Source organism: Pirellulales bacterium, assembly GCA_019694455.1.
In the GTDB taxonomy this organism is placed as follows: Bacteria; Planctomycetota; Planctomycetia; order Pirellulales; family JAEUIK01; genus JAIBBY01.
In genome coordinates this window covers 41336-61877 of record JAIBBY010000006.1, presented here as the reverse complement: position 1 = coordinate 61877, position 20542 = coordinate 41336, and the positions used below count along the sequence as shown (strand labels likewise).

The 20542-nt window shown below is 64.6% G+C and carries 16 protein-coding genes and 1 tRNA gene; 6 read left to right on the top strand and 11 right to left on the bottom strand.

The genetic code is table 11. The annotated features are described in order from the left end of the window. Positions 1-346: 346 nt before the first annotated feature. Positions 347-2047 carry a M2 family metallopeptidase gene (locus K1X71_04365; protein MBX7072358.1) on the bottom strand — a complete coding sequence of 567 codons (1701 nt, stop codon included), beginning with the start codon at positions 2045-2047 and terminating at the stop codon, positions 347-349. A 203-nt stretch (positions 2048-2250) separates the two neighbouring features. On the opposite strand from K1X71_04365, the gene K1X71_04360 reads away from it, so the two are divergent. After that, positions 2251-2679, top strand: a complete 429-nt coding sequence (locus tag K1X71_04360) for a universal stress protein (protein ID MBX7072357.1) — start codon at positions 2251-2253, stop codon at positions 2677-2679. A gap of 41 nt (positions 2680-2720) precedes the next feature. Here K1X71_04360 and K1X71_04355 read toward each other — a convergent pair whose 3' ends face one another. Then, entirely contained in the window at positions 2721-3731 is a 1011-nt protein-coding gene (locus K1X71_04355) for a glycosyltransferase (protein ID MBX7072356.1), read from the bottom strand. Positions 3732-4004: 273 nt separating this feature from the next. Then, positions 4005-5162, bottom strand: a complete 1158-nt coding sequence (locus tag K1X71_04350; protein MBX7072355.1) for a glycoside hydrolase family 88 protein — start codon at positions 5160-5162, stop codon at positions 4005-4007. A 102-nt stretch (positions 5163-5264) separates the two neighbouring features. On the opposite strand from K1X71_04350, the gene K1X71_04345 reads away from it, so the two are divergent. Further along, the gene (locus tag K1X71_04345) at positions 5265-5714 is read left to right on the top strand and encodes a tRNA (cytidine(34)-2'-O)-methyltransferase (GenBank protein ID MBX7072354.1); all 450 of its coding nucleotides are present in this window, start codon (positions 5265-5267) and stop codon (positions 5712-5714) included. Between the two features lie 19 nt (positions 5715-5733). Here K1X71_04345 and K1X71_04340 read toward each other — a convergent pair whose 3' ends face one another. Beyond that, on the bottom strand, positions 5734-6222 hold the full coding sequence (locus K1X71_04340; GenBank protein MBX7072353.1) for a DUF1801 domain-containing protein: 489 nt from the start codon (positions 6220-6222) through the stop codon (positions 5734-5736). Positions 6223-6404: 182 nt separating this feature from the next. Between K1X71_04340 and K1X71_04335 the strand changes: the two genes are divergently transcribed. After that, a tRNA-Leu gene (locus K1X71_04335) sits at positions 6405-6486 on the top strand. A 261-nt stretch (positions 6487-6747) separates the two neighbouring features. Here the strand turns inward: K1X71_04335 and K1X71_04330 are convergent. From K1X71_04330 to K1X71_04315, 4 genes are all read right to left on the bottom strand, one after another. Next, positions 6748-7671 carry a sugar phosphate isomerase/epimerase gene (locus tag K1X71_04330; protein ID MBX7072352.1) on the bottom strand — a complete coding sequence of 308 codons (924 nt, stop codon included), beginning with the start codon at positions 7669-7671 and terminating at the stop codon, positions 6748-6750. 47 nt (positions 7672-7718) lie between these two features. Next, positions 7719-8660, bottom strand: coding sequence for a GNAT family N-acetyltransferase (locus tag K1X71_04325; protein MBX7072351.1), 942 nt, complete (start codon positions 8658-8660; stop codon positions 7719-7721). Then, a complete protein-coding gene (locus K1X71_04320; protein MBX7072350.1) occupies positions 8657-9016 on the bottom strand; it encodes a multidrug efflux SMR transporter in 360 nt (119 codons plus the stop codon). The genes K1X71_04325 and K1X71_04320 overlap by 4 nt, the downstream gene beginning before the upstream one ends. A gap of 91 nt (positions 9017-9107) precedes the next feature. Continuing rightward, on the bottom strand, positions 9108-13253 hold the full coding sequence (locus tag K1X71_04315; GenBank protein MBX7072349.1) for a ThuA domain-containing protein: 4146 nt from the start codon (positions 13251-13253) through the stop codon (positions 9108-9110). Between the two features lie 110 nt (positions 13254-13363). Here K1X71_04315 and K1X71_04310 point away from each other — a divergent pair, with 110 nt between their 5' ends. Then, positions 13364-15157, top strand: coding sequence for a hypothetical protein (locus K1X71_04310; GenBank protein MBX7072348.1), 1794 nt, complete (start codon positions 13364-13366; stop codon positions 15155-15157). A gap of 6 nt (positions 15158-15163) precedes the next feature. On the opposite strand, the gene K1X71_04305 is transcribed toward K1X71_04310, so the two are convergent. From K1X71_04305 to K1X71_04295, 3 genes are read right to left on the bottom strand one after another with little or no spacing between them, the layout of a single operon-like run. Then, complete coding sequence (locus tag K1X71_04305) at positions 15164-15997, bottom strand: phosphoenolpyruvate hydrolase family protein (protein ID MBX7072347.1); 834 nt, start codon at positions 15995-15997, stop codon at positions 15164-15166. Beyond that, positions 15997-17223 carry a Tm-1-like ATP-binding domain-containing protein gene (locus K1X71_04300; protein MBX7072346.1) on the bottom strand — a complete coding sequence of 409 codons (1227 nt, stop codon included), beginning with the start codon at positions 17221-17223 and terminating at the stop codon, positions 15997-15999. Before K1X71_04300 ends, K1X71_04305 begins: the two co-directional genes overlap by 1 nt. After that, positions 17223-18020 (bottom strand): 2-dehydro-3-deoxyglucarate aldolase, encoded by a 798-nt coding sequence (locus K1X71_04295; GenBank protein MBX7072345.1) that lies wholly within the window; start codon positions 18018-18020, stop codon positions 17223-17225. Before K1X71_04295 ends, K1X71_04300 begins: the two co-directional genes overlap by 1 nt. A 170-nt stretch (positions 18021-18190) precedes the next feature. Here K1X71_04295 and K1X71_04290 point away from each other — a divergent pair, with 170 nt between their 5' ends. Both K1X71_04290 and K1X71_04285 read left to right on the top strand, forming a co-directional pair. Next, positions 18191-18925 carry a hypothetical protein gene (locus tag K1X71_04290; GenBank protein ID MBX7072344.1) on the top strand — a complete coding sequence of 245 codons (735 nt, stop codon included), beginning with the start codon at positions 18191-18193 and terminating at the stop codon, positions 18923-18925. Positions 18926-19057: 132 nt separating this feature from the next. Continuing rightward, entirely contained in the window at positions 19058-20497 is a 1440-nt protein-coding gene (locus K1X71_04285; protein MBX7072343.1) for a sialate O-acetylesterase, read from the top strand. The last annotated feature ends 45 nt before the right edge of the window (positions 20498-20542 follow it).

Here is a 20542-nt window from a genome sequence, read left to right as displayed (position 1 = left end):
CACCAGCGCATAAGGGATCAGATAGCGCCATTGCTCGCGCCATTTGAAGCCGCCATTGGAATCCTTCTTTTTTTCGTTCGCGGGGTCAGGCACCAAGGCCTCCTCTGGCTAAACACGTCGGGCGGAAGACCACGCTTCCGCCCGTGGCCCCCGCTAGGGCGGGGATGCAATCGATCTGTGGGCGTACCATACCGCAGCGTGGGCCGCCGGCCTATCGCGCGGATATGGTGGTTAATTCTAGCAGCGCGGGGAAGGTTTCGCGGGGCCCCGCGCAAATCGCCACAGGCGATTCGCTAACCATCGCCAAATCGGTCGCAATGATGCGCGCCGTGGCCGCGCGGGCCCGCTAATCATCACCAAAGTCCGCGGCGAACGCCTTGGGGTTCAGGTCTTCGCCGGTGGCGTGTTTGGTCAGCGCGTTCCAATCAAGAGTCCGGCCTGGCGCGAAGACGCGTGCCTTCATGAACTCGCCCACTTGCGGATTATCGACATAAATGGCCGTGGCCGGCTGAGCGCCGCCCAGCACCTGGCGGGCGATCGCCGCATGCACCTGCGAGGCGAACAACTGCCCCAGCATGTAGTTGTGGTAGTAGGCCGGCGCGCTGACGATGTGAATCTTGCTGGCATAGTCGGGCTCGTTGCGCCCCGCCACCGGACGGACACCTTGATACTTCTCGACCAGCTTCCACCACAGCGCGTTCAGATCTTGAGTTGGATCCTCGTACAGCCCCTTTTCAAAGCGGAACATCACCTGACACCAGCGCGAGAAAATAAGCAGTTGATTGCGCCGCATCGCCGCGCCGGTCTTGTTGAACTCGGTGGGGTCGGGCGTCTTTACCCCCATGGCGGCCAACCAATCGGCGCTCTTGGAAAAGCGCTCGAACATCATGGCCACACCTTCGGTGCATAAGATGTGCGCATCGGTCCGCAGCACATAGGGGAGCTCGCGCGGAATGTTCTTGCTGCTATAGACCGAGTGCCCCATCTCGTGCAGCGTGGTGGCCATCCACTTCTCGTTCGGCACGATGTTGCACAGCACGCGCACATCTCCCTCGCGGTCGATGTCGGTGCAGAAGGCGTGCGGGCTTTTGCCGGGCTTTTCGAACAGATCGCTGCGGGCGATCACGTCGTCGATCGGCAAGCCGATGCCATCGTAAAAGTCGCGGGTCAGCTTGACGATGTCCACGTCCTTGTACACCGCGTCCAAGTCCCCTTTGAAAACGGCGGGAGACTCCTGAAAGAACGGGTCGTGATAGTGCCACGGCTGTAGCTCGTCGACCTCGATGCCGTAGCTGGCGGCCAGCCGCCGGTCGATCTCCCCTTTAGCGGCCTCAAATGGCGCGCGGGTCAGTTCGTCCAGTTCGTCGAACAGGGCCAGCATCTTGGCCTGATCTTGCTCGGCCAGATAAAGCTGCATCACGTGATAGTTCTTGAAGCCCAGCTTGTGCGCCGCTTCATTGCGCAGTCGCACCAACTCGGCCAGGTCGGCGGCCACCACGCCCCCCACTTTCTTGCTCGCCTCCCAATACGCCCGACGGCGCGCCGAGTCTTTGGAGCTGGAGAGCACCTGCCGCACCTCGTTGTCGGTCTTCTCCGTGCCATCGACCTGCGGACGAAAGACGTTGAACGCCTGTTCCACCGCGTTCGACTTGGCGATGATCTGCTTGAGCAAATCGGGATCGACCTGCTTGGCCAGATATTGCAGATATAAAACGACGATCTGCCGCTGGAGAATCGGGTCGGCGATCTGCTCGCGCCCCTCGTGCAGCGCCTTGAGCTCGGCGAAGCGCTCCGGGTCGGCCAGCGCCACGTCGAGCTGGGTTTCCAGCGTCTGCTTGCGCTCGAACGCGCTGCTCTCGCCCGTGGTGTTGGCCAGCCACCAGCTTTTGGAAACCTCGATCTCCAGCGGCCGGATTTTTTGCTCATGCTCGGCGACGAAGCGGGCGGCCCGTTCCGCCAGATCGGCGTCCGCCGCCAACGCAGGGGAGGCGCACAACATGCAAAGGGTCGTCCCAGTGGTTAGCAATAAGGCGCGGGTTAAGCGCATGTCTTCTCCTGTCCAAGGATGGCTCATGGTACGCGGGGGCGCGTCACAATCGTACCGCAGCATCCCACGAGAGGCCAATCGCCGCCGCGCCGCCGGGTGGGGACAAACAGCAAAACGACTCCGCGCCATGGCGCAAGACCAAAGGTATAATGCGACGGACCGTTCCACGATCTGGTCTCAACTCACAGACGAGTCCTGCCAGCATGTTTCGCAAGATACTACTGCCGCTCGACCTCGATCCCAAGCACCACCGAGCAGTCGATACCGCCATCGCGCTCGCCAAGCACGCCGATGGCGAGGTGACGCTGTTGCACGTGATCGAGTCGATTGAAGGGTTGGAAGCCGAGGAGGACAAGGACTTTTACGAGCAGCTCGAAGCGGCCTCGCGCGATGTGCTCAAAAAGTTTCACGAGCAGCTCGAACACGCGGGCGTCCGCGCCCACTGGGAAATCTGCTACGGCAAGCACTCGGCCGAAATCTTGCGGCACATCGGCGAGCACGAGATCGACCTGATCGTGCTGACGTCGCCTCGCTACGACCCCGACCATCCGCAAGCCGCCGCCGCCAGTCTGAGCTGGAAGCTCGGCGTGGTCTCGCCCTGCACGGTGCTCTTGATCAAAAACGCCGAGTGATGGTCTGACCAAATTGTTCAGCGCGCTGCGACTGCGCTAAATTACGCCGCGAGTTTGCGGCGCTCCGTCGCGATGCCGCGTGTTCGCGACGGCGCCCGATGCGCGCCGTCGATCCGCAAGATCATTCGCTGTTGGTCGGCCTCGGGCGGCTGGTTGGTGTTCATAGTGGCCACCACCACCGAACGCGCCATGCGCAGTCTTTGGCCGTGGCGTCGGTGGCCAAAGATCTCCAGTAGCCCGCAGATGCGCCCCAGTACGGTAGCTGGGGCGGCGCCGCGCACGATGCCGCGCACTGTTTCGAGCGTCCATAGCGCCCCATGCCGCACGAGCGAACCCACGCCTCCCACGACCACCTGCCGGCGCCAGAAGAAGCGTTCGGCCTCTAGCGCCTGGCGGAAGCGGCGCACTGCGGCCTGCGGCTTGCGCGGCGCGCGCACCTGGCACAGCGGCTCGCTCACCGCGCGATAGCCGGTGTACTTGAGGCGAAACGCCAGATCGACGTCGGCCAACTGGTCGCCCACCGCTACAGCCAGGCCTCCGACGCGCTCTACGGCCGTACGGCGATAGAAGCCTGCCCAATGCGTGGGACCGATCGCCGGCGCGGGCGCCTCGGCAATGACGCTCGCCGACAATCCGGCGCCCGCCAGGCCGCGCTGCCCACTGGCGCGATACACGACCCCCGCCGCCAGCACGCGCGTGGGATCGGCCGCGTCGAGCACCAGCGGCGTGACCGCCGCCACGCGCGGATCGTCGAAGTGGCGCAGCACCGCTGCCGTCCAGCCTTCGCTCACCTGCGCGCCAGGGCTGAGCACATGCGCAATCGTGGCATGCGCCGCCACCAGGCCGGCGTTGACGCTCTCGGCCCAGCCGGCGCCTTGTCGCGCCTCGACAAAACGCACCTCGTCCGCCAGCGCGTACGGGTCTGCGTAGGGCGCGCTGAGCACCACGATCACTTCGCTGTGCGGCGGACGATTCGCCAGCACCGCCACCAGCGTCGACTCGAGTTCTTCAATCTGATTCAGAGCGGGGATAATAATCGACAGGCGGACCACCGGACACCTTCCTTGGTTAGCCCGAGGGAACGTTACGCTCGGCGACTGCACGGCGCAGGCGAGCAGAGCACGCGACACTGGCGCGGGGCGGAGCGAGTCATGCGTAGCGGCACGACTGGCGGCTTGAGTATTGAAGCATCCATGCGAACAGCCGTTGGGGCTGGGGCGCCGTCGCGGCGCCGCCGGCTTGCGACTTCCCGTGCAAGCGAGTCTTGTTTTAGTGTCGGTCCGAGCAGTCTGCGAGATTTATGAGAAATCGCCAGGAGGCGTTTTCTAGCTATTCTGCGGGTCGGCGCCAGAGTGGGGAAGCGAGTTTGCCGATGAGGCAAGACCGACCGCCTTGCCGAGCGCCTCGACAAAGAAAAAGTCTCCCCAGATCACCGACTCGTCCACTCCCAGGCCCTTGCCGGTATGGTAGACGCCATGCAGCAGCATCCCTTCCCAGCCGGGCGTTTGATCGGCCAGAAATTTTGGACCGCATAAAGCGTCGAGCAGTTGGAGCGCTGCCTCGCGCCAGCGGTCTTCGCCCGATAGCTGCGCCAGATCGAACAGTCCGCTGGCCGCGATGGCCGCGGCGGAACTGTCTTTTTGCGCGCCCCACGGCGGCGGCGCGGTCGGGTCGGCGTCGAAGTCCCAATGCGGCACGCCGTCCGCGGGCAAGTGTTCGACAAAATACGCGGCGTTGCGCCGCGAGACTTCCAAAAACTCTGGCAACTCGGTGTAGCGATACACGGTGGCGAAGCCGTATAGCGACCACGCCAACCCGCGCGCCCAAGCGCTCTCGGCGCGCAGGCCTTGCTGCGTCGATTGCCGCAGGAATTGACCCGTCTCCAAGTCAAAGATCCCTTCGTGCGCGGTGGAGCCATCAGCGCGCACCAGATAACGCGCCGTCGTGCGGCAGTGCGCCAGAGCGATCTCGCGCAGCCGCACGTCGCCCGTGACGCGAGCGGCGTGCAGAATGATCGGCACGTTCATCATGATATCGATGAACAGCGACTCGGGGGCGAGAAACGACCGCAGGAATTGACCGCGCTCATTAAATCGCATCGCCAGCGTGCGCCCCGCCTGCACGATCACCGCTTCGAGTCGCCGATCGCCGCTGACGCATTGCCACGGCCAATAAGAATTGAGAAAGACAAAGCCCAGATCGTGGACTTCGCGATCGTGCTGCCGCGGTTCAAGCGCCGCGGAATAGACTTCCGCCTGCTGCCGCCACCAAGGGTCGCCGGTGTAGGCGTATAGCTTCCACAAGAGTCCGGCAAAGAAGCCGTCGGTCCATTGCGTCCACGCCTCCTGACCGTGGCGCCAGCGCCCCTGCCGAGTGTACATCGGATAAAAGCCGGGCTCGCGCTCCACCACGGCGCGCGTTTGCCGCGCGGCGAAGTCGAGCGCCCGTCGATAGACCGCGTCGCGCGCGGCGCTGAGAGCCATCATCTGCGCGTCAAGCTGTGAAGTGTGATTTGATCTAGTCAAGCCGCGCGGACAAGATAGGTTGGCTACTGTTGATTGAACGCCACCAGACATGCCAGCGCGATGCACGTCGTACTTTATCAGCCCGAGATTCCGCACAACACCGGCAGCGTGGGTCGCACCTGCGTGGCGGTCGGCGCCAAGCTGTGGCTGGTGCGTCCGCTGGGGTTTCGATTGGACGACTATTACCTGCGCCGCGCCGGACTCGATTATTGGGAGTACCTCGACTGGGAGGTGGTCGACGACTGGGGCCAACTCCGTCAAAAGTTGCCACAGCGACCTTGGCTCTTCACCAAGCGCGCGACCGGCAGCTATGCCGACGCGCGCTATGAGTCAGACGACGTGCTAATCTTTGGCTGCGAATCGGCGGGCTTGCCAGCGGCGATTTTGGACGAGTTCGCCGACCGCCAACTGCGGATACCGATCCGGCCCGAGGCCAGAAGCCTCAACCTGTCGAACAGCGTGGCGATCGCGCTCTTCGAGGCGCAGCGGCAGCTAATCAGCGCGCGGTAGCGCGCTGCGAGTCCTTACGCTACGCGCGGCGGGATGGCTTCGTTTGCTGACGCAGGTGGTTGTCCCACGGCACACCGCTATCAATGAGTCGGACGGCGTCTTGAATCAGGTTCTCGATCACCGCCAGATCAACATCGACCAGCTTGCGGAAGGTGACGCAGCACTTGCCGATCTTGGCTTTGGGAAGCCGCGGCTTGTAGGTTTCCGCCAGGTATTTCTCCTCGACCGTGACGCACATCACATACAGCGAGATGTACTGCTTGCGCGACGAGAGGCCGAGCCAGAACGTGTCGCCTTCGCGACCGCTGGCGTAGCGAAAGTGGAACGGCCCGTAGCCGATGCCATTCTTGTCGCCGATGGGCTTCAGCCGCGGCGCCTGGGCGCGGATCAGCCGGTGCAAGGTCGTTAGCTCGCCGCGGCGCGGCTCGGCCAACTCGCGGAGGTACGCGGCCGGCGTGATGGTTTTGGATGCGACGGCAGCCGATTTTTTGGCTGTGGTGGTGGCCATGACAGTCGCCCAAGGTGATGGGGAGTGCTCGACCATGGCCATGATTCTAGCACGCCGACGGGGGAGGCATTACGACCGGCCAATGCCGCGGATTTTTGTATCGCCGGATCGGGGACGCCAGGCCAGCGCCCCGGTTGACTTTGCGGGTCAATTGTCGCAAAGTTGAACCAGCTTCGACACTTGCGAGAGTGGCGGAATTGGCAGACGCGCTGGACTTAGGATCCAGTACCGAAAGGTGTGTGGGTTCAAATCCCTCCTCTCGCACTCGCTGGTGAATATTGCGAACGGCTCGTGGGCCCGTTCGTCGATCTAGGAATGCCTGATCGATTCGGCAGGAATCGTCAGAGCCAATTTGCCGTCGTCCTGGTTCCGCGCACCGCCTATTCCCGCCTCGCCCTGGCGGCGTAATCCGCATGGGGGGAGACGTAGCAGCCGCAGGCCGCGGCGATGAGGACTCGGCCTGCCGCGCAATCACGGCTCATCGGCGTGTGCCTCACCGGGCGATCCTCCCCGCGCCACCGATTCCTAACCTCGCGCCGCGCCCCCAATCAACGGTCGCAGCACGTCGTGCGAGATGCGCAGGCTCAACTTGCGCCGCGAAAGCTCATGCCGAAACGCGTCGTCTTCCACTTCCACCGACACCGTCCCCTGATAGCCCACGTCGGTCAGCGCCGAGATCCAGGCGTTCCAGTTCACATCGCCCAGCCCCGGCAGTTTCGGCACCTCCCAGCCAATGGCGAAGGCGCCCTTGGCGTTCAGCGCCTTGCGGTCGATCTTCAAATCCTTGGCGTGCGTGTGAAACAGCTTGTCGCGAAACTCGTACATCGGCTCGATGTAGTCCATCATCTGCAGGATGAAATGCGACGGATCGAAGTTCAGCCCAAAATGGGCCGATGGAATCGCCGCGAACATCCGCCGCCAAATCTCGGGCGACCGCGCCATGTTCTTGCCCCCTGGCCACTCGTTCTGGCCGAAGTACATGGGGCAGTTCTCGATGCCGATCCGCACGTCGCGTTCCTCGGCATGCCGGATGATCGCCGGCCACACCCGTTGAAAGCGCTCGAAGTTATGTTCCAGGTCGCGCGTGTGGTCGTTGCCGATGAACGTGTTCACGTTCTTTAGCCCCAACAAACGCGCCGCGTCGATCACCTGCAACAGGTGCGCTATAGCGGTCTCTGCCTCCTGTGGATTATTCGACATTGGGTTGGGATAATACCCCAAGCCAGAGATGCCCACGCCATGCCGGTCGCACAAGGCGTTCACGTCGTCGGCCTGGGCCTGGGTGAAGCCGGCGACGTCGATATGCGTGACTCCCGCGAAGCGGCGATCGGCGGGCCCCATCGGCCAGCACATCACCTCCACGTTGTCGTAGTCCTCGGCCGCGGCAAAGGCCAACACCTCGTTCAGCGACAACTCCGGCAAGATCGCCGTCACAAAACCCAGCTTCATCGCGCCTCCTCGATCAGTGAATCAAGTGCTTGTTAATCGTATGCCGCTCACACATGGTCGATCTCGCAGACGCGATCGGCCGCCGCCAGACACGCCTCATCCAATACCACCGACTTGTCCAGCGGCTTGAACATGGTGATCTCTTGCGGCCGCGCCGCCACGTAAAAATATTCCGTGGTGTCGTAATCGCGCGGCAACCAACCCTCCACCCGCGCTAGCCCAAGCTGCTGCGCCCTGTCAAAAATCAGTTCATACATGGCTCGGCGTAGATGCGTCGCGTCGTCCCGCACGCCCAGGTCGCGGATCAACAACAGATTCGGCCGCAGCGCCACCTGCAAATATCCCACCGCCTCGCCACCGTCCATGAGCAACAGGCATTGATCGCTCGGGTAGCGCTGGGTCAACTGTCGGGCGTACTCTCGCGTGCGAACAAAATAGAGCGGCGATTCGCGACAGAGCGTGGCGTGCAACTCCTGCATTACCGGCAGATACTCGGCGACTGTCGCCGGTTGCAGCTTCAAGTTCCGCAATACGACCGCCACTTGAGGCGGCGTTTCGGCCCCCGCGCGATGCGCCGGACAGGCCCGGTAACCCATCTGGGCGTAATAGGGCACGCCCACATCGCTGAACAGCACGCTCAGCCGCGCGCCGGCGGCGCGCTCCTCACGCTCGACAAATTCGATCAACCTCGGCGCGAAGCCGCGTCCGCGATGACTCGACAGCGTATGCACCGACGCGATGGCAATGCCCGGCGTCGCCGCGCCCCGCACGCTGAATAGCGTCGGATGGCAACCCAGCCCGGTTACCACGTGCCCTTCGCACAGCCCCACATACCAGCGCGCCCGCTGGTGCATGGCCGATGTCATCCGCCGCTCGACATGCGCGTCCAGCGGCATCCCCATCGACCATACATCGTGGCAGTTGGCGTGCGCCGCCCGCTGCTCGTCGTTGCTGGCCAGTCGCAATTCCAATTCGCTGTTCACGCTCACGGTTGCCCCGCCTGCTGTTGTTGCGGATGCCCGCCATGCGCGCCGCCGCTCAAATTCAGTCCCACCACGCCGGCAATAATCAGCGCCAGGCAAAACACCTTGCTGGCGGTGACCGCCTCGCCGAACCACGCCATGCCCACCAGCGCGATCAGCGCGGTCCCCAGGCCTGCCCACACGGCGTACGCCACGCTCACATCGAGCGCCTTGAGCGCCATGGTCAGCGCGGCCAGGCTCAACAGATAAAACACGAACATCGCCGCCGATGGCGCCCACCGCGTGAACCCCTCCGACAGCTTCATCGACGTGGTCCCCGCCACCTCCAGCACAATGGCCGCGATCAAAAACAACCAGGGCATCGTTTGCTCCCAAAGGCCGAACTATTCGCTCGGCCATCAAGATACCGTATCGCGCCGCGCTCGCGATATGCCCGGCCGTGTATGCGCCGTGTCACGATCCGGCGCGCGCCCCCGGCAGCACTAACGCGTTGAAGCGATCCACCGGTTCCCCCGCCGCCCAGGCGATGCCGCGCAGCAGCACGATGCGAAACAACGGATCGTCGAACGTCTTGGAATAGTGCCCCAAGATCGAGACAAACGCCCGTCCGCGACCGCGCTCGGCGGCCCAGAACAACGGCTGTTCGGTGCCATCTTCCACGCCGCTGGCCAGCACGCGCACCGCGTTGCCGCTGCGCGCCAGTCCCCAATACGATTCGTCATGAAATCGCGCCACCCTCAGATTACGCGTGATGGGATGGCCCGGCGCAAAGCGCAGTTCCAGCGCCCCGTGCCGAAACTTCGATTCCCCGGCCTGCCACGCCAGCCCCACCCGCTCCGCCAGCCCCGCGGGATCGGCGCCTCCGTCGACCGCGTAGTGAATCAACGCCAGTCCACCGCCACGGGCAAGAAACGCGTCGACGTCCGCCGCGCGATCGGTCTGCCAACCTCCGTGTTGATACAGCACCAGCACATCGGCGCTTGCCAACTGCTCGGCGCTGGGCCACTGCCATGCCGTTTCGACCGTCGTCTCGGCGGCGGCTGACAACAACTCGGCCCAGCACTTTTGCCACGCCGGATAATCGTGCTCTCCCGGACCGTGATCCTTCGGTCCCGCCACCAGCACGATGCGCAGTGGTCGCGTTCGCTCCGGTGGCGCCGGCGCGCCAGCCAGCGCCGCCGCAATCTCTTGCCGGCTGCGCGCCACGCCGGGCGAGGCGTCGTCGCGCGGCATGTGCGGCGGCTCCGTCAATAAATAGGTCAATAGGTCCTTGATGCGCTCCGCGCCAAGTTGCTTCGGCAAACCCTCGGGCATGATCGAGCGCGTGGCGGCCGCCATCGACTCGATCGCGTCGCGCGGCGTCTCGGTCACGCGCCCCTCGGCGTCTCCAAACAGCAGCGTGTCTCCCTGCGTACGCACCGGGCCGGTCAGCACTCGGCCATCCTTCAGTTCCGCCACGTAGCTGATGTAGTCCGGATTGATCGCGAAGCTCGGATTGGTGATGTCGCGCAGCACCGACGCGTAATCGCGGTGCATCAGATTCGACAGGTCGGGCCCGACTCGCCCTCCTTCTCCATGCAGCGCGTGACACTTGGCGCATCCCGCGTCGGCGCCAAAGAAGACCTTTCGACCGCGGGCCCAACTTCCGCCGGCTAACTCGGGCGGCAGTTCTTTGGTCTGCGTGTCCTGCTCCTTGCCAGCGGAACGTGCCCACGGCAAAAAGAACCTTTGCAGCGGCAGCGCTCTGGGCCGCGCGTCTTCACTGGTTCGCCACGTTAGCTCCAAATTCGGCGCCGCGCCGCCGGTGGACATGGTCACTTCCAGAGCCGTCCACTCGCCGCGCGCCGGCGCGACCTTCAACTCCGCGCGCTGCTGCCCCTTGTCGTCGGCCGCGCTCGCTGTCATCTGCTCACCGAGCAAAACTTCAAACGGCGCCGACGCCACCAGTTCAATTGTCACCTGCTCGGCCGGCCACTCGTAGTCGATCGTCGAACCCGGCTGTACTGCCGGACGCAACATGTCGGTCAGATCGAGTTGCGTTGTCAATCGCAGTGTCCCCTGTTGTGTCAACAACGGCCACAGCGCGTCGTGCGCCGCGCTGCCGGCGACCAGCGCGCGGCTCACCGCCAGATCTAAATGTGGCAACCAGCCGCTCCAGGTGGCGCCCGCGTCGGCGCCGCTCCAATGGACGCTCGTCCCGCCGAGGTCGTAATCGAGATCGATCGCCGCGTGCTGTTTTAGCTCCCCTGCGGAGAACTCCGTTGGCCGCCCCATTCCCGGCAGTTCCAGCGCGTAGTGCGCCGCCCGCTCGTGCCGCGCTGTTCCCAGCAAGAGCGCGCGGCCGTCGGGCGTCACCTGCGCCGAGGCCACCGCCAGCGGAAACCGCCCGGCTCGCATCTGCCGGTACACCACCTCGTAGCCGGGCCGCAGCGTCTCAAAGCGATCCGCCGCCCGCACATGCTCGCCATACGTGATTCGCGCCGCGCCAGCCAAGCCCGCCAAACGCGCCGGATCGAGCGGGCGGTCAAACGCCACGCACACCTCATGCGGACTGGTCGGCCAAATCGCCACCGGCTGCGGATGCTCGTCGCCGTTGTAATGCGCCTGGTACAACTTGCCCGCGCCGCTGGGTCCGCTTCCCCAGTCTGGCCCGCCGCTATGCGTGGCAATCAGCAGGTCGCCGCGCGGCGACACGCAGGCGTCGACCGTCAATTCCGCAAGACACGCCAGCAATTGATTTCCCGCCACGTAGCCAGCGCTGGTCTTCACGAGCTTGGTGCGATACAACTTGCCGCGCGAGTAGGCCGCCACCAGCGCGTCGCCGCGCCAGTTTGCCGGACCAAACTGTGCGTCTCCAACCTGGTTGAAAGTCAGCCCGCACGTCGATTGATGTTGTGGTCCATAGTTGTACACGCTTGGCTCGTCGATCACCCTCGGCAGATGCTTGGGATGCCGCGGCGGAAAGCCATAGTGTCGCCCGCGTTCGACGTGCAACAGTTCGTCGAATGGGTTGCCATTGGGGAGCCAGGTGGCTCCTTCCTGATCGGTGCAGAACAGGTCCCCCGCCTCGTTGAACGCCATACCGATCGGAAAGCGAATTCCGGTCACCACCGTCTCGCGCGACGCAAGGTCGGGCGAGATCGCTTGTATCGTGCCGCGCTCGCTCCGCAAGTCGTAGCGCGACTGGCCTTGCGCGTCGATCAGGTACGCGTTGGTGTAGTCGGCGCAGCCCAAACCAAAATAGACCCGCCCCGCGTCGTCCACCGTCACCCCTACGGCGTCGACATTGGCCGTCGACTGTGGCCAACCCTCCGCCACCACCTGCTCCCGGTCAGCCCGATCGTCGCCATCGTCGTCGACAATCATCGACACCTTTCCCTTCGATGCGACAAACACGCTCCCCGCGTGCGGCGTGCCCTTAGGCGCGATCGCCATGCCAATCGCGCCCACCAGCTTGCCTTGACCATCCCAAAACAACTCCGCTCGATCCTCGATCCCGTCCCCATCGGTGTCGCTCAACAGGTGCAGCGCGCCGCCATACGTCAGCGCCAAGAGCTTGCCATCGTCGCGGTAGCGCAGGTTGTTCACATTCGGCAAATCAATCGGCAAGCGCCGCACGGAGAATCCGGGCAGCAACCACTGCACCGGCGGCGGGTCAGCCACCGACACCAGCGGCTCCCCCGGTCCCACGCGCCGCGGCACGGCGCCAGGCAGCGCCGCCGCCAGTCGCGCATGTTTCTTGCTTAGATACTCGCTGACGGCGCGCACTTCGCCGTCCGTTAGCGCGCGGTCGTAGATCAGCACCTCGGCAATGTCGCCGGGCAGAAAGCCAGCCGGCCGCTGTTGGCCGGCGCCATGTTGATAATACCGAGCGCCCACCGTCACTTCGTCCAGCGGCAGCGCGCCGGCGGTCCAAGGCCGCTCTCCCGCGGGCGCGCCATCGAACCAAAGGCGCACGCGCGCCGGTTCGGCCGCGACGACGGTCGTCAACGTATGCAGTTCTCCCAGCGGCCGTTCTCCGGTCAGCAAGTTGCGCCAGCCGCCAAAGCCGCGCCCCTCGACATTGATCGCCCTCCAATCCAGGCTGGGATCGGGCCCCAGGTCGATATTCAGCCCGCTCTCATAGTCGCGATCGCCATGTCGGTTCAGCGCCACAAAACCGCGAAAGCCTCCCGGGTTGTCATGCGGGGCGGCCACGACAAAAACAGCGCATTCCGCTAGTTCGCCCCCCAGTTGTTCTCGCCGCAGGCAGTCGTCTTCGCCGTCGAAGCGCACCACCCAATCGCTACCCACCCGTACCGTCTTGGGGCGCGCTGCGGCGAGCGCCTGCCGCACGTCGCGCCCATGCCCCGAGCCGTCGCGCCACCATTCCAGCTCCCCGCCATCCACCGGCGGCTTGTCCCCCGGCGCATTGCCTTCGGGCATCTTGTCCAGGCGGCTTGCGTCGAGCCACAGCGCCAACCCCGATTTGACTGGCAAATCGCCATCGGCCCACGGCGCCGCCGCGCGGCCACTGCCGCATAAAATGCTGCACAAGCCAATCAGCCAGACAATCGACCAGACGCCGCGCACCAGGTAGCTCCTTTCGCTTACGGCCATCTTCCCCGCCCAAATGCCGCTTCGCCATGCCGCAATTGGCTTTTTTCTTGCCCAATCGGCGCGCCGGCGGTACAACGCGCTTAGCCAATCACCTATTTGGGGACTTTGTCATGCGCACGCTCAGCTTCGCACTCGTGCTCCTGTTGGCAGCCACCTTGATCCCCTGCGCCACGGCCAAATCGCCCGCGCCCGTTGAGTCGCCCGGCCAGTCCAACGCCGCATCGGCGCGGCAAGAGGCGCAGCGCAACTGGCAGGCGGGCATGGTCGAAGTCGATGGCAAGTGGCTCACCATTGCCGAGGCCTGCGACCGCTTCACCAGTTCGCAAGATGTGCAGGAGTATTCTCGCCTGCGCGACGCCGCCCGATTGAACTTTGACGATCAATTGCGACTCGCCCGCTGGTGCCGCGATCACAACCTGCCCGAGTCGGCGGCGTTCCATTGGCGCATCGTCCTCCAGTCCAAGAAGGGCAACAAAGAAGCCCGCGAGGCGCTCGGCCTGCGCGAGTTTCACGGCATGCTGCTCACCAAAGAGCAGATCGCCCAGGTGAAGGCCGACGCCGAGGCCCGCAAAGACGCCGTCAAAGATTGGAAAGAACGCCTGATTGCGTTGCGCCGCAAATTGCATGGCCGCAAAGAGGCTGAGAGCGAGGCCGCGCGCCAAGAAATCGAAGCCATCGACGACCCGCTGGCCCTGGCGCCGCTAGAAGCGATCCTTTGCCCGCACAGCGAACCCGCCGCGCTGGCCGCCATCGCCGCCATCTCCAAGCAAGAATCGCCCGCCGCCACCGAGGCCCTGGTGCGCCAGGCCATCAACAATCCGTTCCCCGCGGCGCGTAAGGCGATTGCCGCCGCGCTCAAGGAGCGTTCGTTCTATGCCTGGGTTCCGCAGATGCTCAGCGTGATGCAGGCGCCGGTCGAGGTGTACGCCAGCGCTTCGCGCGATGTCGGCCCCAGCTTCGCCCTCACGCTGCACCGCCAAGGCCCCTTTTCCGAGGAGATCATCGGCTACAATCAACAAAATGTCGTCCGCGCCGCCGAGACCGTTTCACAAACCACAAAGGTGGTCCGCGACCGCGCGCAAGAAAACCTCAACTATCAATATAAGGGCCAATCCGGCCATCACCTGGCTGGTCCCGGATTAGACGCCACCAACTACCGGATGGCGCAACAGGTAATGGCCTCGGCCGCCGCGCACAACGAGCGCGCCGCCTACATCAATCAGCGCGTCGGCGAAACCCTGGCGGCCGTCACCGATCGCCCCGCCGACACCGACATGGAAAGCTGGTATCGCTGGTGGTACGACTACAACGACTACCCTTATCCGGTCGAAACTCCGCTGGTCACCGACATCTATCGCATGTCGACGCAGTCGCAGAGCACTAACACTTATTCGCTGCAAAACTCGCAGTTCGTGCCCCTGCCGCCGCGGCAGGTGCATTCCTGCTTCGTGGCTGGCACGCCGGTCATGACCTGGACCGGACTCAAGCCGATCGAAAGCGTCAGCCTGGGCGACTTCGTCCTCTCGCAAAGCGCCGAGACCGGCGAGCTCGGCTTCAAGCCCGTCATCGGCAAGACGCATGGCAACGATTCTCCCATGCTCAAGATCGTTGCCGGCGGCGTGGCCATGCACCCCACGCTCGGCCATGTCTTGTGGGTTGATGGCGTCGGCTGGCGGATGGCCAAACAACTCAAGATCGGCGACAAGCTGCACACGCCGCACGGCCCCGTGGTGATCGAATCGGTCGAAGAGTGGGCCCCCGCGCCCACGCACAACCTTGTTGTGCAAGACTTCAACACCTACTTTGTCACCGACCAGCAATTCCTGACGCACGACATCACGCTGCGCGATCATACCGAGAACGTGCTGCCCGGCGTCGCCCCCAAAGAACTGGCCGGCAAGTGACGCGGCCTATTTGCCCAACCGCAATTGCGTGAACTCGCGCACCCGCCCGGCGATGGCGGGCTCCACCGGCAACCGCTCCATGCTGCTCGCGCCGTAAAAGCCCACCACCCCCTCGGTGTGATCGAGAATGTGCTGCGCGTCGGCCGGCTCGGCGATCGGTCCGCCGTGGCACAGCACCAGCACGTCGCTCCGCTCGCGCTTCGCTGCGTCGCACATCGCCTGCACGCGCCGTGCCCCTTCTTCCAGCGTCACTGCCGTGCTGGCGCCAATCGAGCCTTTGGTCGTCAGCCCCAGGTGCGGAATCAAAATATCCGCCCCGGCCGCGGTCATCGCCCGCGCCTCGTCGGGGTTGAAGCAATACGGCGTGGTCAAAAGGCCCAACTCGCTGGCCGTGCGAATCATGTCCACTTCCAACCCAAAGCCCATGTCGGTCTCTTCCAGATTGGCGCGAAACACGCCGTCGATCAGTCCCACGGTCGGAAAGTTCTGCACCCCCGAAAATCCGGCTGCCATCACCTCCTTGAGAAACAGCGGCATCAGCCGAAACGGATCGGTGCCGCACACGCCCGCCAGCACCGGTGTCTGGCGCGCGACCGGAATCACCTCGCGCGCCATCTCCAGCACAATCGCGTTGGCGTCGCCATACGGCATCATGCCCGACAGCGAGCCGCGCCCCGCCATGCGGAAGCGTCCCGAGTTGTAGATCACCAGTAGATCAATGCCCCCCGCCTCCGACATCTTGGCGCTGATGCCGGTGCCGGCGCCGCCGCCAACAATCGGTTCGCCCCGCGCCACCTTCGCGCGGAGCCGTTCCAGGATCGCCTGCCGTTGAAAGAGCATCAGTTGGCTTTCTGTCTGGATGACTGCATCAGTTCGATCAAACGTCGCGCGGCCACCCCGGCAAACTCCGGGTCATTAATGTGCTGGTCAAGCTCCACGATTTCCACCCCGGCCGCCGTCTCGCGCAATCCCGACAGCAGCGCGCCGCGCGCCTCGGGGTCGTCGAACGCGGCCCCTGCCCGGTCAATCGCCGACACCCCCCGCCGCGGAAAGTAAATCGCCGCCGGCCCGGTCGCGGCCGCGAGCTTGGCTCCGATGTCGGCGCCGATTCGCCGGCACTCTTCCGCCGTCGTCCGCATCAGCGTCACTGCGGGATTGTGCTGATAAAACTTCCTGCCCCCAAATCGCGCCGGCACGCTCTCTGGCCCGTGAAAGTTCACCATGTCGGTGGCGCCGACCGACACCACCTGCGGCACGCCGCGCTGGCCGGCGGCCGTCAGTCGCTCGGGTCCAGCGGTCAGAAAGCCCCCCACCAGTTCGTCGGCCAGTTCGGTGGTGGTGATGTCGAGCACGCCGGCGATCAGCCCATCGGCGATGAGCGACTCCATCGCCTTCCCCCCCGAGCCAGTGGCGTGGAACACCAGCACCTCGTACCCGCTCGCCTCCAGCACGCGCCGCGCCTCCTCGATGCACGGCGTGGTGACGCCGAACATGGTGGCCGCGATCAGCGGCTTGCCGCTCGTCTCGGCGTCCGCGCCGCGCGGCAACAGCAGCATGCCCGCCATCGCCCGCGCGGCGCTACTGAGCACGCTCTTGGTGATGCGATTCAGACCGGCGATGTCGACCACCGAGTTGAGCATCAAAATGTCTTTGTCGCCGACGTAGTGCCGCACCTCGCCAGAAGCGAGCGTGCTGACCATCAGCTTCGGCACGCCCAGCGGCAGCGCCCGCATCGCCGCCGTGCCGATGGTGGTGCCGGCCGAACCGCCCATGGCGATAACGCCGCTCACCAGGCCGCGCTCGAAGTGATCGCGCACCAGCGCCCGCGCCCCCTCGGTCGCGCGCGTTACCGCCTCCCCCCGGTCGCGCCGCGCGGCGATCTCTTTCACGCTGGCGCCCGCGGCGGCAAACACCGCCGCGCGATCTATGTCGCCCTCGAGCTGGGGTTCGCCCAGCGCGCCCACGTCGACCAGCGTGACCGCAACCCCTAGCCGCGCCAATTCGTCGCGCAGATAGCGCGCTTCGCCCCCCTTGGTGTCCAGCGTGGCCAGCAAATACAACGGCATTAGTAGCGCGCCACGTCCTTGCCCTCCCCATCGGGCTTCACCGTGCGCAGCACCTGCTGCGCGCGTTCGGTCATCATTCGCAAGTCGCTGCCAATCGCCAAAAACCGCATCCCTTGCCGCGTGCGCGCCAGCGCCGCCTCGGGGTCCATCACGTGCATGCCGGTCGGCGTACCCGTCTTGTTGCCCGCGTCGATCACCGCTTGCAGCAGCGCCTCGAATTCGGCGTCGCTCGCCTCGCTGCCGTCGGGCCGGCGCATGTTCGCTCGCAAATCGACCGGCCCCACAAAGATCGCATCGACCCCCGGCAAGGAATAGATCGCCTCGGCGTTGGCTACCCCTTGCGGGCTTTCCGTCTGCAGCACCACCAAAATCTCGTCGTTCGCCCGCTTGTAATATTCGCCGCTGCTGGCGGCGAAGTTCAGCGAGTGCATGCCGCCCCCCAGGCTGCGATTGCCCACCGGCGGATACTTGGCCGCGGCGATCGCCACCCGCGCCTGCTCCACTGTGTTCACCATCGGCACGACAATCCCCCAGGCGCCGGCGTCCAGCACGCGCTTGATGTAGTCGTGGCTCCCCTGCGGCACGCGCGCCAACGGCACGCATCCGGCGTCGGCCACCGCCGCGAAGATCATCGCCGCTTGCGACCAGTCGATCGCCGCGTGCTCCAGGTCGAGCGTCAACCACTCAAACCCCATCCGCGCCAAGACTCGCGTGGCGTACAAATCCCCCAGCGAGAGCCAGGTGCCATAGCTGGCTTTCCCTTCGCGCAGCGCGCGTTTGACCGGATTCGTTCTCATGATGACAGTCGCACTGGCCTCGGTGATTTGGTGAGAATCAAACGGCAGACGGTTAGTAGTCAATTAACGATAAGTGTTCCACACCCCGCGCCGGTCGGCAAGCCGCATACGCCAACGCTAAAATGTGTCGCCCAACCGGAGTTTTGCTCACACAACAACTTGCGCCGCACATGCGAATCATTCCAGTCATCGACTTGATGGGGGGCCAGGTGGTCCGCGGCGTCGCCGGCCAGCGAGATCAATATCGACCCATCCAAAGCGCGCTTTGCGCTTCGAGCCAACCGGTCGCCGTCGCGTCGGCGCTGGCCGCGCGGTTTGATTTTCGCGAGCTTTATCTGGCCGACCTCGACGCCATCGCCGGCCACATGCCCGCGTGGAATATTTACCAGCAGCTTTCGTCACTCGGCCTCGCGCTGTGGGTCGATGCCGGAGTCGATACACTCCTTCGCGCCCGGCAACTGGCCGACTGGAGCCACCCTCTGGCCGGCGTCATCGCCGGGCTGGAATCGCTGTCCAATCTCGACCTGCTCTCCGAGCTAGTCACTCTTCTCGGCGCCGAGCGACTGGTCTTCAGTCTCGATCTCAAGCAGGGACGGCCGCTGGTCCAGTCTCCACAGCTTGCGGAGCTTTCGCCTCGACAAATTGCCCAGCGCGCCATCCAGTGCGGTGTGCGCCGCCTGATCGTGCTCGACCTGGCGCAAGTCGGCGTCGGCGCGGGGCTATCCACTTTGGAGCTTTGCGCCGCGCTCAAGCGCGAATACCCCACGCTCGAAATCACCACGGGGGGCGGTGTGCGCGACTTGCAAGACCTGGCGCGCATCGCCAATGCCGGCTGCGACGCCGCGCTGGTCGCCTCCGCCTTGCACGATGGCCGCATCACGCCGGCCGATATTGCCAGTCTTTAATTGTCCAGTCGCCAATTGGCCCGCTGCGCGTTCCTTTCACGCCGCCGACTTGTGGCTTGCGCCTGATCCGATTATCAAAGGGCTTCTGTACCTATCGGGGCGAACTATCCAAGCCGCAATCAGGGGATGCACATGATCCGCCCGCTTTCGTTCGTCTGTCGCTATCAACTGCCGCTGCTCGCCGCCCTACTGCTGCTGGCGGCCGACGCCCACGCCGCTGTCAAACCCAACCCCCTCTTCTCAGACAACGCCGTGCTGCAACAAGGCCGCAAGGTTCCGGTCTGGGGCACGGCCAACGAGGGAGAGGAGGTCATCGTCAAGTTCCAGGACCAAACCGTCACCGCCAAGGCCAAGGATGGACGCTGGCAGGTCGCGCTAGAGAACTTGAAGCCCGGCGGCCCCTTCGAAATGACCATCGCCGGTGAGAACACCATCACGCTCAAGAACATCCTGGTCGGTGAGGTCTGGATCGCCAGCGGTCAATCCAACATGCAGTGGTCGGTCAAACAGAGCGCCGATCCTGATAAGACCATCGCCGAATCGGCCAACCCCAACTTGCGCCTGTTCACCGTCCCCCGCGTGGCCACCGACGAGCCGCAGTCGACTGTCGATGCGGCCTGGGTCGAGTGCGGTCCGCAGACCGTGCCCGAGTTTTCCGCGGTCGCTTACCACTTTGGGCAGATGCTTCAATCCAAGCTCGAAGTGCCAGTCGGCATCATCAACACGTCCTACGGCGGCACCCCAGCCGAGGCCTGGACCAGTCGCGAGGCGCTGGCAGCCGTGCCCGAACTGAAATCGCTGCTCGACATGCCCCCCGCCGGCACCACGGCGGTGCAGCGTCCCACGGGCCTCTACAACGCGATGATCCATCCCTTGCTGCCGTACGCCATCAGCGGCGCTATCTGGTACCAAGGCGAGTCGAACGCCGGCCGCGCCGCGCAATACTTCACGCTGTTTCCCACCATGATCGCCAACTGGCGCCAGGCGTGGAATCAAGGCGACTTCCCGTTCCTCTTTGTGCAGTTGGCGCCGTTCATGAAGAAGGTGGACGAGCCAAGAGACAGTCAATGGGCTGAGCTGCGCGAGGCGCAGCGGCACACCCTCAAGCAATCTCCCAATACCGGCATGGCCGTCATCACCGATGTCGGCGACGAAACCGACATTCACCCCAAGGCCAAAAAGCCGGTCGGCGAACGTCTTGCGCTGGCCGCGCTTGCCAAGGCCTATGGCAAAGACGTCGCCTACTCCGGACCCGCATACCGCGATGCCGAATTCAAAGGCGCCGAGGCCGTGCTGAACTTCGATCATGTCGCTGGCGGCCTCGTCGCGTCGGGAGACAAGCTCGAAGGCTTCACCATCGCCGGCAAGGACCAGAAGTTCCACAAGGCCAACGCCGAGATTCGCGGCGAGCAGGTGGTGGTCAGTTGCCCCGACGTCGCCGAACCGGTCGCCGTGCGTTATGGCTGGGCCGACTATCCGGTGGTCAATCTGGCCAACCAGGCCGGACTACTCGCCTCCCCCTTTCGCACCGACGACTTTCCGCTAACCACCGCCCCCAAGCCAACCCAGTAGCGGCAGCGGGCAAAAACCTCGTCCGCTGGGACGGCTTGACTGAGT

Excerpts from the sequence above, each read along its gene's own strand:
- K1X71_04350 (MBX7072355.1), bottom strand. The coding sequence starts at position 5,162 with ATGGCTCTCAGCGCCGCGCGCGACGCGGTCTATCGACGGGCGCTCGAC.
- K1X71_04305 (MBX7072347.1), bottom strand. The coding sequence starts at position 15,997 with ATGCTCTTTCAACGGCAGGCGATCCTGGAACGGCTCCGCGCGAAGGTG.
- K1X71_04310 (MBX7072348.1), top strand. The coding sequence starts at position 13,364 with ATGCGCACGCTCAGCTTCGCACTCGTGCTCCTGTTGGCAGCCACCTTG.
- K1X71_04315 (MBX7072349.1), bottom strand. The coding sequence starts at position 13,253 with ATGGCCGTAAGCGAAAGGAGCTACCTGGTGCGCGGCGTCTGGTCGATT.
- K1X71_04340 (MBX7072353.1), bottom strand. The coding sequence starts at position 6,222 with ATGGCCACCACCACAGCCAAAAAATCGGCTGCCGTCGCATCCAAAACC.
- K1X71_04330 (MBX7072352.1), bottom strand. The coding sequence starts at position 7,671 with ATGAAGCTGGGTTTTGTGACGGCGATCTTGCCGGAGTTGTCGCTGAAC.
- K1X71_04345 (MBX7072354.1), top strand. The coding sequence starts at position 5,265 with ATGCACGTCGTACTTTATCAGCCCGAGATTCCGCACAACACCGGCAGC.
- K1X71_04295 (MBX7072345.1), bottom strand. The coding sequence starts at position 18,020 with ATGAGAACGAATCCGGTCAAACGCGCGCTGCGCGAAGGGAAAGCCAGC.
- K1X71_04360 (MBX7072357.1), top strand. The coding sequence starts at position 2,251 with ATGTTTCGCAAGATACTACTGCCGCTCGACCTCGATCCCAAGCACCAC.
- K1X71_04365 (MBX7072358.1), bottom strand. The coding sequence starts at position 2,047 with ATGCGCTTAACCCGCGCCTTATTGCTAACCACTGGGACGACCCTTTGC.
- K1X71_04290 (MBX7072344.1), top strand. The coding sequence starts at position 18,191 with ATGCGAATCATTCCAGTCATCGACTTGATGGGGGGCCAGGTGGTCCGC.
- K1X71_04320 (MBX7072350.1), bottom strand. The coding sequence starts at position 9,016 with ATGCCCTGGTTGTTTTTGATCGCGGCCATTGTGCTGGAGGTGGCGGGG.
- K1X71_04300 (MBX7072346.1), bottom strand. The coding sequence starts at position 17,223 with ATGCCGTTGTATTTGCTGGCCACGCTGGACACCAAGGGGGGCGAAGCG.
- K1X71_04285 (MBX7072343.1), top strand. The coding sequence starts at position 19,058 with ATGATCCGCCCGCTTTCGTTCGTCTGTCGCTATCAACTGCCGCTGCTC.